Source organism: Peribacillus sp. NPDC096447, assembly GCF_044762725.1.
GTDB lineage: Bacteria > Bacillota > Bacilli > Bacillales > DSM-1321 > Peribacillus.
On the sequence record NZ_JBIWEV010000001.1, the window covers coordinates 368643 to 383228 of the forward strand.

A 14586-nucleotide genomic window follows, 5' to 3' on the forward strand; every position below is an offset into this window, starting at 1 on the left:
TGTTTATTCCCCCCAAGTTAATTTTGCTAAAGAAATTGCTGAGAGAATCCTTGTTCAAGGCTGCAGCTTTAGCTGCCGCTTTTCACCTTCACTTTGGATAAAACGGCATTTACAAAGCTGCTCGATTGATCATCACCGAATTTCTTAGCAATTTCAATAGCTTCATTCATTGCGACACTTACAGGAACATCTTCACTGTGAATCATTTCATAAACCGCGATCCGCAGTAAATTCCGATCAATGTTCGCCAGTCTTTCCAACGTCCAATTCTCTAAATTGTCCCTGATCATTCCATCAATTTGTTCACGATTTTCCGTTATCCCCATTACTAATTTCTTGAAGTATTCATCAGTAGGAGCACCATCCAGTACGCTTTCCATTGCTTCTTCTGCATTCGAGTTGGCAATATCTATTTGATATAGTGCTTGAAGGGATTTTTCACGGGCTTCTCTTCTTTTCATAATCTTACTCCTTTAACATCTACTATTATATATGAAAATGCTAGAACAAACGAACATTAAATAACATTTTTTCAAAAATATTAAGATTTTCGCTATATTATTTAAAAAACAAGCTGAATCCCACTAAAATTAAGGCCAAAAGACTCAAATATCTTGATTCAGGATAACAATTCAAGATTACATTCGGAATTAAACGGCCAACACAGTCCCATACTTTTTGAAAGTGTCAAAAAGCTCATGCCTAGCTTTCATGCTCATATTTCACCTTTTACACTCTAACAGAAATCACCCTTGAATTAAAGGGAAACTTCCAGACACCGCCTTATTATGTTCATTTAAATTTAATATTATAAGCAGGCCTCAAAAACGGGGTATCTGGAGTTAACATTCAAAAAAACAAAAACCCGGCTTTTTGCCGGGTTTTTGCAGGTGCGAATCGAATGAAGCCACTTACACTTCTTGTTCGTAATCCGCTTCTTGTTTAGCGTTTTCAAACGCAATGCCCACTACATGAATGTTCACTTCGCCCGCGTCGATAGCGGTCATATTCAACAAAGCTTCACGAATGTTATCTTGCACTTCCTGAGCAACTTTCGGAATTGAAACACCAAACTTCATGACACAATAAAGTTCGACTTTGATGGATTCTCCCGTTAAGTCCACTTTAACACCTTTACCGTGGTTCTTTTTCCCAAGCTTTTCAACAACACCTGTGGCGAAATTCCCGCGCATATGTGCAACACCTTCAACTTCCGATGCAGCGATACCCGCAATCACCTCTATTACCTCAGGTGCGATCTCCACTTTGCCCAGCCCACTATTATAATCATTCATTTCGAGTAATTGGCCTTCCATTTCACTCATTCAAAAGCACCTCCTGTCTTCCTTTACATTATGAGTTCATTACATCATATATTTCAAGGAATTTGGTATTAAATTCTCCGGAAACAAATTGTTCATGCTGAAGTAACTTAATATGGAAAGGAATTGTGGTACTGATCCCTTCAATGACAAACTCACCTAAGGCGCGTTTCATCTTCTCGATTGCCTCTTCCCTAGTAGGTGCATGGACAATCAATTTAGCGATCATGGAATCGTAATACGGCGGTATCGAGTACCCAGGGTATGCCGCGGAATCAACACGAACTCCGTAGCCGCCTGGAGGTAAATACATTTGAATCTTACCTGCGGAAGGCATGAAATTCTTTTCTGGATTTTCCGCATTGATCCGGCATTCGATAGACCATCCGTTATAAGTGACATCCTCTTGCGAAAGCGATAGTTTGCTGCCTGAAGCAACTTTGATCTGTTCTTTAATCAAATCCACGCCCGTTACCATTTCTGTAACTGGGTGTTCAACCTGGATACGTGTATTCATTTCCATAAAGTAGTATTTTCTATTCACATAGTCATAAATAAATTCTACTGTTCCGGCACCTGAATAATTAACGGCAAGTGCTGCCGTAACTGCAGCCTGCCCCATTTCCGCACGTGTTTCACCATCCAATGCCGGTGAAGGGGTTTCTTCAACAAGTTTTTGCAAACGTCGCTGGACCGTACAATCACGCTCACCTAAATGGATGGCATTGCCATGATTATCTGCCATGACCTGTATTTCAACGTGCCGGAAGTCCTCGATGAACTTTTCAATATACACGCCTGGATTCCCAAATGCCGTCGCGGCTTCCTGTTGTGTGATGTTAATGCCTTTAATGAGATCTTCTTCCGTCCTTGCGACGCGGATACCTTTACCGCCCCCGCCGGCAGTAGCTTTGATGATGACTGGATAGCCCATTTCATTAGCTAAAGCCACACCCTCATCCGTATCCTTAATTATGCCTTTAGAACCTGGAACGATCGGTACACCAGCTTTGCGCATGGTTTCCCTTGCTACGTCCTTTGTTCCCATTTTATTGATTGCTTCGGGGCTAGGACCGATGAAAATGATATTGCATTCACGGCATAGCTCAGCAAAGTCAGCATTTTCAGCAAGGAATCCATATCCTGGGTGAATCGCATCGGATCCCGTTTTCTTGGCTGTGCTGATAATGTTCGTTGTATTTAAATAACTGTCTTTTGATAATTTAGGACCGATGCAATATGCTTCATCCGCAAGTTGAACATGTAAAGCTTCTTTATCTGCTTCTGAATAGACCGCAACAGTCTCGATTCCTAATTCCTTGCATGCCCGGATGATTCGGACAGCAATTTCCCCGCGATTGGCAATTAATACCTTTTTAATCATTTAGAAACAGCTCCTCATTCCGGCTTTACTAAAAATAATGGTTGACCATATTCTACAAGCTGGCCTTCTTTTACAAGGACTTCAACGATTTCACCGCTTACTTCGGCTTCGATTTCATTGAAAAGCTTCATGGCTTCCACGATGCAGACGATGGAATCCCCCGTTACTTTATCGCCTGTTTTTACGTATGCAGGTGAATCCGGTGCAGGAGATTGGTAGAATGTCCCGACCATCGGAGAAGTGATTTTATGTAAATTTTCAGTGTCTGCTGCAGCCGGTTTTGCAGGTTCAACAGCTTTCGGCACTTCAGGGGCAGGGGCCGCTGCGGGCTTGACCTCTACAGCTGCATTGGTTTGAACAACTGCTGGAGCTGCTGCTGGTTGTAATACTGTACCCGTTTCAGTTTTTTTCAATTTAATTTTCGTTCCTTCATTTTCAAAAACGAATTCACTGATATTTGATTGATCGACTAGCTTAATAATTTCACGAATTTCTTGCACTTTCATTTTGTGGCACCCCTTGTCTAATTTAATATGAGTTTGTGAGGCAATAATATTTTATGTAACCTTACCCTTAGCTTATCCTACTTTGTCCAATACTGCACAAAGTAGCCGCTTTCTTTATGCGAATGCGAATAAACTGAATACAAACCTCATCTGTATTATAACAGATATTTCACTTTCTCAAAATATTGTTTCCCTTAGAGAATTGAAAAGTTTATGACCAGCTTCTAACATCATACAATATTAGCTTATACAAATTCAATAATAGATTAGTTGTAACTTGTTATCCATTCTTTTATATTACACCTTTATTATAATATTGTGAATATTTTTCAACTGGGGCACCTTAACGCTTTCTCTTGAATTTTGCATTTCACTCGTAGAAAATCAGCAATAATATCCACTATAATTACTTTTCTAGAATATTACGGAGAATGAATATCACCGATTCTATTTGAGTTCCTGATATCAATTGACATAAAAAAACTTTTCCTCTAAAGTTTCCCGGTTTGAGATAGGTTAAAAAAATCATAATAAAAAGCCTCCCTTTTTTTATTAAGGAGGGCTTTCAAATTTTTAGGATGTTGAACTGTTCTGTATCAGCGTTCTGTATGTGTGATTACTTTTCCGGTTGGAAGTCTACCACTACATTTTGCGCATCGCTCACTTCTTTCCTTACGAGGCGGATAATGTTATTAGCCTCTGTTTTCGTTTGTTTATCGGCCTTGACACTCACCTTTACATCCGTTCCGTCCACTCGGACCAGTGCGGCATTGTAATCCATGGCAACAATTAAGTTTTCGATGATATTTTCTTTTACTTTCGTTTCACTTAATTGTTCGATTTTTGCATAAGCCTCGTCTCGTTCTTCAGCTGATAATTCTGTGTTGCCCATCTTTGCAGTCAACTCTTCATTCAGCTTCGCCCGTTCATCTTCAATCTGCATCCTTAAGGATTCGAACTCATCTCCAGATGCAATGGTTACAGAGGAACCTTCTGTATTTTTGGACGTTTCTTTTTCACTTTTAGTTTCCCCTTTTGTATCCGCTTTGTTCTCTGTTTTACTTTCAGTTTTATTTTCTTCCTGTTCCATTTGCTCTGTTGACGTCATATCGGCGGCATTTTCTTCAGGAGCGGTTAAATAATAGACTGAAAGCACAACGACCAAACTTAGCATAGTCAATAACCAAACGGTTTGTTTTTTTAATAACATGTAGATTTTCCCCCTTATTTTTTAGGCATGACAGAAACTCTGTGACTCGGTACATCAAGTGACCGTGTGACAGCCTCGATGATCCACTTCTTTATTTGAATGTTTTCGGCCCCTTTTGCGACTACCAGGACTCCTCGTACACTAGGTTTTTTCGTTTCTGAAATGATCGGTCCTTCTTTCTCACCGCTCTTGACCAAAACGAGCTGTTCATCAACCGATGTGTCTTCGACCGTCCTTTTGCCGCCTTCCTGGTCGGTTTCTTCAGTGACTTGTTTTTGGGTGACTTTGTTTCGTTCATATACTTTCTTCTCGGATGCATCGACGTAGATTACGACTTTTACATCCTGGACGCCTGCGATGGATTCAAGCGCTTCCTTCATTTCATTCTGTAGATATATTTCATAGTCTTTTGTAGTCTTGAATTCTGATTTCTTCTGACCGAATGTTTCAACATCCTCTTCATCATCCTGCTGTTTATCATTATTGAATACAGTCGTCACTTCAGATGTTTGTCCCGTCTGGTTGGTGGTTAACAAATTCCCGGCCATCATGATTCCCGATCCCAAAAGGACAACTATTAGAGCATAGACATACAGGGAAGGTTTTTTTTCCTTAGGCTCTTTTTGGTCAGGGTCTTTATTTAATAGTTTTTGCAGCCAGGATAATGGACCTTTGTCTTTGTTCAATACTCAGTCACTTCCTTTCCCCGGCGATTTCAATGATCTCTTCATCAACAGACCAACTTGTTGCCAGAAACCTTTTGACAGCATCCAGATTGGCATCATTTGAAGTGGATGGGCTATCTGCATTGATATCAACCTTCGCTACTGCCTCTATCTCCGAGTTTTCTTTCCCTTCTGCCTTTTCCAATGAGATGGTTATGTTCTGCAGATCATCAACACCAGGTTCTTCCTCATTCTTGACCCCTACATCAATTGAACTAATCTTCATGTTATAATCCACCATCAGCTCCTCTTCCACTTCTGCCTGTAAGTCAACAGCCATTTGTTTTAAAATATATGCACCCTGGGTAGCTTGTATTTCTTTTTTCTTCATTTCTGTCAAATTTCCTAAATCTTTTTTTTTCTGATCCTCAAATTCACTAGTAGCCGCAGTGAGAATATCATCGAAATCCTTATTGAATAATCCCAATATAGGAGTGATGATGATCGCAATCAGTAAAAGTCCGATAACCATTTTGGCATACTTCTGTAAAGCTGAATTCGGAAGAAGCATATCGATCACAGTAGCCAGCAATACAAATATGATGATGTTGGATACCCAGCCAGCTAAAAAACTCACCAAGCCCTCCTCCTTTCTAACGAACCATCAAGGTAATGTTTCCAGAGGCGATAATTACCGTGATACTTAAAAAAAACATGAGTGAGACAATGGCCAATGCAGCGAAAATATAAATCATGCTTTTACTAATAATGTCAAGGCATTTTATTACAGGTCCTCCGCCAAGCGGCTGCAAAAGACTCGCTGCCAATTTATAGACAAAAGAAATCATCAGGATTTTTATGGCGGGAAACGTGGTAATGAGCAAGAGTATGATGACGCCAGACAAGCCGACTGTATTCTTCAAAAGAACGGAGGCACTTATGACCGTATCCGTTGCATCGGTAAACATGCGCCCTATTACCGGTATAAAGTTACCTGTCACGAATTTGGCCGTCCTGATCGTCACTCCGTCAGCTACAGCAGATGATGCCCCCTGAACGGATATTACACCAAGAAATATGGTCATGAATGCCCCAAGGATACCGATGGCAAAATTACGGAGAAGCTGTGCCAGCTGTGTCACTTTATAATGTTCGGTCAGCGTGCTGACGATGCTTAAAATCGCTGCAAAGAATAATAACGGAAGGACGACAAACTGGATCAAGATACCGCTGGTATTCATCAAAAACATTAATACCGGGTGAAAGAAAGCTGCTGATACAAGTCCCCCTGAAGCAGCTATCAATGCCAAGAGTAAAGGGATGAGCGCCATTAAAAAGGAAATCATCAAATCTATCGTATCTTTTGTATATTCAATCGCTACATGAAAACTGTTAAGTGCCAAAATGATCAGCACCATATAAACGATTGCATAAGCGACCTTACTCACGGAGCTTTGCTCGAACGCATTCTGCAAAGACTGGAGGAACATGCTGAAAACGGTTAATAAAATGAGTGATCCCAGCAGCTTTCCATTCACGAGCAGTTCATGAAAAATGAATTTTGTCATTCCCTTTATCCATTCGTCAAAGGAAAATTTCTTATCGCCGCTTACGAAGTCCATAAAGCTCCCTTTCTGGCTTTCCGGTAGAAATCCTCCATATTCCGTAACGATGTCATCCCAATATTGTTTGAGCTCATCGACACCCAGCCTTTCTATTTGGGCTTGTACCAGCTCGGACTGCATGATCGGCTCTTGTTCGATTTCACCATTTTCAGGATTTTCGGCAGCTTGTCCAATAGATGCATGCAAAAAAAAGAGTAAAACGAATAGAATGGATAAGTAAGGCATCCGCTGCTTCATACATTCACCTCATTGACTAGTAGAAGTAATCCGTTAACTTGGGAGCATCTGTAAAATCGTTTCGATAATGACCGTTAAAATCGGAATCGCCATGGCAAGAATCAAGATTTTTCCGCTTAATTCTATTTTGGAAGCGAGGGAACCTTGCCCTGCATCTTTTGTAATTTGAGAAGCGAATTCTGCAATATAGGCAATTCCGATTATTTTTAAGATGGTCTCTAGATACACGGTATTTACATTCGCATTAACCGCGATTTTTTCTAACATTAAAATAATTTCGTATATTTTGTCAGCCAAAAAAAGAAAAATGGAGCATCCTACAAAAACGACAAGCAGGAAGGCGAAATTTGGTTTTTGCTCTTTGACGATCAGTGCCAAAAAGGTGGCAACTAGGGCAATGGCCACGATTTTTATGATTTCAATCGCGAATCCCTCCCTTACTGAAATAGAAATACAGATTTAATTTTTTGAAATAAATCCTCTACTACAGAAGCTACCATGAATAAAATATAGATGAATCCGAAAAGTGTCACCCACTGTGCATATTCCTTCTTCCCAACCTGATCGAGTATCGTGTGAAGAAATGCCACTACTAGCCCCACACCCGCTATTTTAAATATGATGTCCACATCAATGCCCATTTTCATTCCCCCCACATATTCCTACATCAGCAAGATGATCAATAATAACCCTGATAAAAAACCAAGACTTTTCATCATTTTTTCATATTTTCCCTGTCGGTCGAGTGCATCGCTCTCTTCCCGTTCCAAGTGTGCCATCGTTAGCATGATTTGCTTTTGCTGATGATATTTATCGCTTTTTCCAAGCGTCTCCCCAAACTGTGAAAGAATCTCGAATTCTCCCTGTTTTAAAGCAAGTGAATGCCATATTTTCTTCAAACTATCATCCCATGCTTCCTTGACGGTGGTCTCTCCGGACTCGAGTCGGTTTGCAAATGCATCGAAAAAGATGGATAAAGGTTTGGCCATCTGTTTAGAAAGTTTCCTTGACGCTTCTTTCAAAGGTGTATGACCAAACATTATTTCGGCTTCAAGCGATTGCATGGCGACTTTCAGCTGTCTCAGTTGACGAGGCCTCATACTTAATTTTTTCGCAGCTTCGAAACCTGCCCATGTCGTTGCAATAATAATTATCGCTGCACCTATTAACTTAAACATGCGTGTTCACACTTTCCCCCAAGAAAATGGGAACTCCCGCAGCATCAAGGACATTGTAGCTCCTCTTACCGGATTTACTTCTCTGTAATTCTATAAACCGTTCAAAGATGTTTTGCTTTAATATTTCTGCGATAAAAGGTCGCTTTTTAATTTCATCCAGTGTATGACCATGTGTAGTTATCATGAGTTTAATACCTGCGTTCACGGCCTCCAGCACAGCCTGCGTATCCTCTGCGCGGCCTATTTCATCCACGATCAATACATCCGGGGACATCGAACGGATCATCATCATCATCCCTTCCGCTTTAGGACATCCATCGAGCACATCAACCCTTGTTCCAAATCGGAGCTGCGGCACTCCATGAACACATCCGGCAATTTCCGAGCGCTCGTCCACTATCCCCACCTTTTGAGGGGCAATGCCGTGTTTTTCATTACCACTGGATATCATTCTTGCAATATCACGTAATATGGTCGTTTTTCCCGTTTGCGGAGCACCAATCAACATTGTATGCTGCCATTCCCCGTCATATAAGTAAGAAGTGAGCGGTTCAGCTGCACCTATTTTTTCACGTGCAACCCGAATATTGAAGGAGGAAATATCCCTGATCGCTTTGACCGACCCATTTTCCAAAATCACCTTGCCAGCAAGCCCCACCCGATGTCCGCCTGCTATGGTTATATATCCTCGCTTTAATTCTTCCTCAAGTGTATATAACGAAAATTGACCTATTTGATTCAATAATTGATCCGCATCCGAATGGGTCACTTCATAGGAAAAGAAGTATGGTTCCCCTCCTACAATGACCTCAAGCGGCCTTCCAACCCGAATTCGCAGCTCTTCCATCTTATCGATCATCATCGGTGTCATACCCCGGAGTTGCTCGTATAATTTTTTCGGTAAAAAAGAAAGAATCGTTTCCATTTTGACAATCCTCCTGTATACACCACTTTCAATAAAATATATGCCGACCAGCCTGCAAAGATGACAGGCTATTAAAGAAACAGACCATATATTGATTTTTTTATGACTTCGGATCTTAAAAAGACAAAAAAAGTCCGAGAAATTAATCTCGGTCTACAGTCTTTTTATTTAATGGTTTTGTTAAAGAATAATGTTGTTATTTGATTTACCCGAACAGTTGTTCTAAAACGAATTAAAATTTCCGAGAGCGAGTGAGTTTTAATGGTATTATCTGACATAATTAACCAAATCAGAAATCTTAGCCAAAGAGACCAGCAGCGATTGAAGGAGTTCTTCACAAACCCATTAGGGAGTGCGGGAGAAACAGAGTCTGTATTCACTGATGTATCAGAACAGAAACACAAAGACCTGCACCCATTGTCAATCCACTAATGTCATTGCTTCGGTAAATATCAGGTAAAAACTTCAATCAATACCATTGAACGTCAAACATACCGCTGCAAAGAGCGCGGTAAAACATTCACAGATATGACGAACACTCCTCTTCACAGAACTCATATGCCTAGTAAATGACTTCCGTTCATCGAATGCATGATTGAAGGGTATTCCCTTCGGAAATCAGCTAAACTCATTGGTGCTCATTATGTGACGCTTTTTTATTGGAGACATAAAATTCTAACTGCATTGAAACAGATGGATTTTGAACTTTTCGAAGGCATAGTAGAAATGGATGAAACCTATTTCCTTTATTCCGAGAAAGGAAAAACAGAATAGCCAAGGTCGAAAACCAAGGTTACGCGGTGGTAGTTCGGAGTTTAGAGGAATAAGTAAGGACCAAGTATGCGTTCTTGTAGCCAGAGACCGCCAAAAGAGGACGTTTTCCAAAACAATATGAAAAGGGCGTATTATAAAAAAGAGATTGGACGAAGTGTTAGATTCCAAGCTATGAATTCAAAATGTTCTATGTACGGATGCTTGGCGGGCGTTTATGACTTATGCCAAAGAAAAAGGAATTGAGCATCATCGCTATAAAGCAAATGGCAGGGAGCGGGTTAAAGGATTTATCACAGCCGTTTAAAGAGCTGGATGGAGCGTTTTAATGGTGTAGCGACTAAATATCTAGACCATTATTTGAGCTGGTTCCAATTCTTAGACACCATCAAACATATAAAAGATAACTTTACGATAACCAAAACGGTTTTAGACAGTTGTTCTTTCTCAGTTAACACAACTTATGATAAACTAAAGTTATCAGAATTTTCCAATTAACGGAACGTTAATTGTTCCGTTAAAGGGCCAGTTTAATTGAACAAGGAATTGGCATGACACCTTAATTAATGAGCTATCTACAACACGACGCAAATGAATTTTGACCAAAGGGATCATCTATTAAAGGGATTAAATTGGAGGGAATAGAAAATGGATGTAAAGACACTTTTGTTACAACAATGGGCAAGCTGCTTAGATGAAGAAGACTGGTTTCCACCACTTGAAAAAGTGCTAGAGGATATTACTTTTGAACAGGCAATTTGGAAACCAGCTGATGGGGCAATGAATTCCATTTGGGAATTAGTTTGTCATTTACTTTTCTATGAAAAGAGATATCTGATGCGATTTCTTGGTGAAACAGCGAATGAACCACAGGCAGAAAATAATGAATCTACATTTCGATTACCAACTGAGACGTTAGAAAATTGGAAGGAAACAAAACAAGAATACTTTTATGTTCATCGTGAACTTGGAAAAATACTAGCAAAATCAGAACATGAAGATTTGTATAGACAGATCCCAGGAGAAGATAATTCATTAGTGCTTGAACTGAAGAGTTTAGCAATGCACGACGCATATCATATTGGGCAAATCGTATTCCTTAGTAAAATGCAAGGAGCTTGGCCAGGGAAACGCAGCTTTTAAAAAAGCTTCATTAACTTTATGGGTTATTCCATTATAGGGGGCTTTAATGGAATAAGAACGGAACGTCCAAATCGGACGTTCCCATATTTTATACCTGAAAAACAACAATACTACTTAACAAAGCCTATTTAATAAAAGTTGCAGTTGATTTCAGAAATCCAGTGAGGGTTCCACTGGTAAAACATGAAGGATAACCAAGTCTTCTTTTCTGTAGACAAACTCGATGAAAATCGAGTTTGCCTACAGTTTTTTTATGGCTTGTACAATTTGGACGTTGATTGGAACGTAGGAACCCGCTCCAATCAACTTTGTTTTAACTTTTACATAGAACCCTTTTGCCTAAAGTCTTTATTGTTTTAAAATAGAATTATTAAAACTTGAGGTGATGAGGATTCTTTTTTTAACATGATTCTATTCAGCGAGATCAGCTTGAAATGATTACTTTAGACCAACTGGTGCCAGCTTGTAAAATGGAGATTTAAAGTACACAACAACAAATAAAAAGGGCTATCGTGAGTACAAATCCTACAGTGTACAGAAAGTAAAGACCATCAGATAGTGGTGACACGCCATATTCGGCAAGAATATATGGAATCATCTGCGTCATCATGAAGTCAAATCCACTAAAAAATCAAAAAGGTTTCGGAATGAGTCCATTCCGAAACCTTTTTGTCTACCAACTGAAACCGAGATCTTCACCTCGGTCTTCTTTCATTTATGCACGTGATACGTATGATCCTTCATTTGTATTGATCAATAGTTTGTCACCTTGGTTGATGAAGAATGGAACTTGAACCGAAAGGCCCGTCTCAAGTACGGCTGACTTCGTGCCGCCTGAAGATGTATCGCCTTTAATTCCCGGCTCCGTTTCCGCCACTTCAAGTTCCACTGTGTTTGGAAGCTCTACCCCAAGTGTTTCCGCTTGGAAAGTCATGATATGCACTTCCATATTTTCCTTAAGGAATTTAAGTTCACGTTCAATGCTTGATGCAGGCAGCTCGATTTGGTCATATGTTTCGTTATCCATGAATACATGGCTATCTCCACTTGCATAAAGGTACTGCATCTTGCGGTTTTCGATATGTGCTTTAGCAACTTTTTCACCAGCACGGAATGTTTTCTCTTGGATTGAACCCGTACGAAGGTTACGAAGTTTAGAACGTACAAAAGCTGCACCTTTACCAGGTTTAACGTGTTGGAACTCGATAACCTGCCAAATTCCATTATCTACTTCAATCGTAACACCCGTGCGAAAATCGTTTACAGAAATCATAAAATTTGTCCTCCTACATGTACATGTTTACAGAATGATTAACTCTTTGGTTGAATGAGTAAGTGCTTCGTTACCATCAAGTGTAACGATTGTATCATCTTCAATCCGCACTCCGCCTACCCCCGGTAAGTAAATGCCCGGTTCAACGGTTACGGCCATACCTGGTTCTAAAATGATATCAGACCTAACGGATAATGCTGGACCTTCATGAACTTCAAGACCGATTCCATGTCCGGTCGAATGTCCAAAATACTGCCCATATCCCTTTTCTTCAATTAGATTTCGAGTTAGTGCATCCGCTTCCCTGCCAGTCATACCAGGTTTGATCCCAGCCATCCCTCGCAGTTGAGCTTCTAAAACAATGTCATAAATATTAATAAGTTCTTCACTTGGCTTGCCAACCGCTAATGTCCGAGTGATGTCAGACACATACCCATTATAGTATGCCCCGTAATCCAATGTGACGAAATCGCCTTTTTCAATGATTTTATCCGTAGCCACTCCATGAGGAAGTGCGGACCTTAAGCCGGATGCTACAATAATATCGAAGGAAGAAGAAGTTGCCCCTTGTTTCCTCATAAAGAACTCAAGTTCATTGGATACATCCAGTTCCGAGATCCCTGGACGCAGGAAATCCAGAATATGTGTAAACGCAGCATCAGCAATAGCAGCCGCTTCCTTTAATATCTTAATCTCTGATGAAGTCTTTATCAAGCGTAAATTCTCAATTACCCCCGACACCGGCAAAAGTTGACCATCAATGGCCGCTTCGTATGCCTTATATGTAGCATAAGTCAGGTGTTCTTGCTCAAAGCCCAGCTTGCCAATATTCATCGCTTTAGCCTGCTTGCCGACTTCTTCGATGATGGTTCCCTTGTGTTGAACGATCTCATAGTCCGGTGCCTGCTTGCCCGCTTGTTCCACGTATCTGAAATCAGTGATGAATTTAGCTTCTTTTTGGGAAATAAGCACTACGCCTGCACTTCCCGTAAAGTTGGTCATGAATCGACGGTTATATGTACTGGTAATCAAAAAACCATCAATGCCCGCCTTTTCCATTGAGGCTCTTAAGCGCATTAGTTTATTCATTTAATTTCTCCCCTTTGCAATCTTTGTGATCGCCTGCAACGCCAATTCATATCCGTGTATCCCCAAGCCGACAATCTGTCCCGCCGTTACCGCTGCGGTCACTGATTCATGCCGAAAGCTTTCACGGGCATGTATGTTCGAAATATGCACTTCCACCACTGGAACATCAATTCCGGCTATTGCATCACGAATCGCATAGCTATAATGAGTAAAAGCTCCAGGATTAATGATAATCCCGTCGATCCCATGATCCTCTGACCAATGGAGCTTGTCGATAATCGCTCCTTCATGGTTAGTTTGAAAAGAAGTCAATTCCACATCTAACCCTTGAGCTTGCTGCATTAATTGCGCTTCCACATCCGCAAGCGTCGAGGATCCATAATGCGCAGGTTCCCGCTTCCCCAAGCGATTTAAATTCGGACCATTGATTAGTAAGATTTTTGTCATCATCAACACCTGCTCATGTTAAAAGAATGCTTTCCATGAACATTCTATCATAATTACAAATTGTCTTACTACTTTTTTACAACCAAGAAGCAATCAGCTTTCCGATTGCTTCTCGGCTTTGTTTTTTTGACGGATATATTCCTGTTGATCGTATGATATAGAAAACCCTACAAAAAGACCGTATATAATAAAAATGCATACACTAGTTATAACCGTATTTGCTGACATTTTAGAAAAGGTTGGCAAATCGATGAACATCGGTTTCAGGACAAATACCAGCAAAGCCCAGCAAACCACCCCCAAAATAATACCCGGAAAAATACTCTTCATCCTTTTAAAAAGACTATAGTATATAAAAGCGATCCCCACGGATAGAATTCCGAACAAAATTATGGTCATTACCGTACCGAGCCAATGATCGATCCAGGTCATATTGGACCACGAAGTAAGTATGAATTTTGGGCTAAAATCCATAAAGTTAATATAATGGGCTATGATTCCGATAAAACTGGCTAAAGCCCCCCCAACGAAACCGACAGCAAGTACATTGTAGATTAACATGCTTTGATATTCCTGTTGAATTTGTCCTTTTTCATTAGAAGACATATCAATCACCTCCGCTACGTAGTATGCCCTTTGTTAAATAGAACTATTTTTTTTTATTCTTAGGAAGGAGAATCACTAGAGGTTTTGTGATTTATTCTGTATGATTAAATCATAAATAATCTGCTTTTTTCAGAGGAAAATACCCATCCTCTGTTGAAGTTTATAATGTACACGGGATACTACCTTCCTGTGATTCAACATTCAT

At 40.3% G+C, this 14586-nt stretch carries 17 protein-coding genes and 1 pseudogene; 2 read left to right on the forward strand and 16 right to left on the reverse strand.

Annotated features, from left to right (window positions below; all coding sequences use genetic code 11):
* Positions 1–68 precede the first annotated feature (68 nt).
* The 12 genes from nusB to spoIIIAA form a co-directional block, all read right to left on the reverse strand.
* Positions 69–461, reverse strand: coding sequence for a transcription antitermination factor NusB (gene nusB, locus ACIQZD_RS01825; protein ID WP_101222528.1), 393 nt, complete (start codon positions 459–461; stop codon positions 69–71).
* Positions 462–911: 450 nt separating this feature from the next.
* On the reverse strand, positions 912–1316 hold the full coding sequence (locus ACIQZD_RS01830) for an Asp23/Gls24 family envelope stress response protein (protein WP_222620245.1): 405 nt from the start codon (positions 1314–1316) through the stop codon (positions 912–914).
* 37 nt (positions 1317–1353) lie between these two features.
* The gene (accC, locus tag ACIQZD_RS01835) at positions 1354–2706 is read right to left on the reverse strand and encodes an acetyl-CoA carboxylase biotin carboxylase subunit (RefSeq protein ID WP_402897586.1); all 1353 of its coding nucleotides are present in this window, start codon (positions 2704–2706) and stop codon (positions 1354–1356) included.
* A gap of 14 nt (positions 2707–2720) precedes the next feature.
* Positions 2721–3212 carry an acetyl-CoA carboxylase biotin carboxyl carrier protein gene (gene accB / locus ACIQZD_RS01840; RefSeq protein ID WP_402897588.1) on the reverse strand — a complete coding sequence of 164 codons (492 nt, stop codon included), beginning with the start codon at positions 3210–3212 and terminating at the stop codon, positions 2721–2723.
* Between the two features lie 616 nt (positions 3213–3828).
* Positions 3829–4422: a SpoIIIAH-like family protein gene (locus ACIQZD_RS01845; protein ID WP_137016195.1), complete on the reverse strand. Its 594-nt coding sequence runs from the start codon at positions 4420–4422 to the stop codon at positions 3829–3831.
* Positions 4423–4436: 14 nt separating this feature from the next.
* A complete protein-coding gene (gene spoIIIAG, locus ACIQZD_RS01850) occupies positions 4437–5108 on the reverse strand; it encodes a stage III sporulation protein AG (protein WP_260359032.1) in 672 nt (223 codons plus the stop codon).
* Between the two features lie 7 nt (positions 5109–5115).
* On the reverse strand, positions 5116–5724 hold the full coding sequence (gene spoIIIAF / locus ACIQZD_RS01855) for a stage III sporulation protein AF (RefSeq protein ID WP_402897590.1): 609 nt from the start codon (positions 5722–5724) through the stop codon (positions 5116–5118).
* Between the two features lie 16 nt (positions 5725–5740).
* Positions 5741–6949 (reverse strand): stage III sporulation protein AE, encoded by a 1209-nt coding sequence (gene spoIIIAE / locus ACIQZD_RS01860; protein ID WP_402897592.1) that lies wholly within the window; start codon positions 6947–6949, stop codon positions 5741–5743.
* A gap of 33 nt (positions 6950–6982) precedes the next feature.
* Positions 6983–7372: a stage III sporulation protein AD gene (gene spoIIIAD, locus ACIQZD_RS01865; RefSeq protein ID WP_094246647.1), complete on the reverse strand. Its 390-nt coding sequence runs from the start codon at positions 7370–7372 to the stop codon at positions 6983–6985.
* Positions 7373–7386: 14 nt separating this feature from the next.
* Entirely contained in the window at positions 7387–7590 is a 204-nt protein-coding gene (spoIIIAC, locus tag ACIQZD_RS01870) for a stage III sporulation protein AC (protein ID WP_034308319.1), read from the reverse strand.
* Between the two features lie 21 nt (positions 7591–7611).
* Complete coding sequence (spoIIIAB, locus tag ACIQZD_RS01875; RefSeq protein WP_402897594.1) at positions 7612–8127, reverse strand: stage III sporulation protein SpoIIIAB; 516 nt, start codon at positions 8125–8127, stop codon at positions 7612–7614.
* A complete protein-coding gene (gene spoIIIAA, locus ACIQZD_RS01880) occupies positions 8120–9052 on the reverse strand; it encodes a stage III sporulation protein AA (RefSeq protein ID WP_402897596.1) in 933 nt (310 codons plus the stop codon). The genes spoIIIAB and spoIIIAA overlap by 8 nt, the downstream gene beginning before the upstream one ends.
* Positions 9053–9313: 261 nt before the next feature.
* Here spoIIIAA and ACIQZD_RS01885 point away from each other — a divergent pair.
* Positions 9314–10321, forward strand: a pseudogene (locus ACIQZD_RS01885) (IS1595 family transposase).
* Between the two features lie 150 nt (positions 10322–10471).
* Entirely contained in the window at positions 10472–10966 is a 495-nt protein-coding gene (locus ACIQZD_RS01890; RefSeq protein WP_402897598.1) for a DinB family protein, read from the forward strand.
* A gap of 715 nt (positions 10967–11681) precedes the next feature.
* On the opposite strand, the gene efp is transcribed toward ACIQZD_RS01890, so the two are convergent.
* The 4 genes from efp to ACIQZD_RS01910 form a co-directional block, all read right to left on the reverse strand.
* Positions 11682–12239: an elongation factor P gene (gene efp / locus ACIQZD_RS01895; protein WP_034308328.1), complete on the reverse strand. Its 558-nt coding sequence runs from the start codon at positions 12237–12239 to the stop codon at positions 11682–11684.
* 27 nt (positions 12240–12266) lie between these two features.
* Complete coding sequence (locus ACIQZD_RS01900) at positions 12267–13328, reverse strand: M24 family metallopeptidase (protein WP_402897600.1); 1062 nt, start codon at positions 13326–13328, stop codon at positions 12267–12269.
* Positions 13329–13775, reverse strand: coding sequence for a type II 3-dehydroquinate dehydratase (gene aroQ / locus ACIQZD_RS01905; RefSeq protein ID WP_402899844.1), 447 nt, complete (start codon positions 13773–13775; stop codon positions 13329–13331).
* A gap of 93 nt (positions 13776–13868) precedes the next feature.
* Complete coding sequence (locus ACIQZD_RS01910) at positions 13869–14381, reverse strand: YqhR family membrane protein (protein ID WP_402897602.1); 513 nt, start codon at positions 14379–14381, stop codon at positions 13869–13871.
* Positions 14382–14586 lie beyond the last annotated feature (205 nt).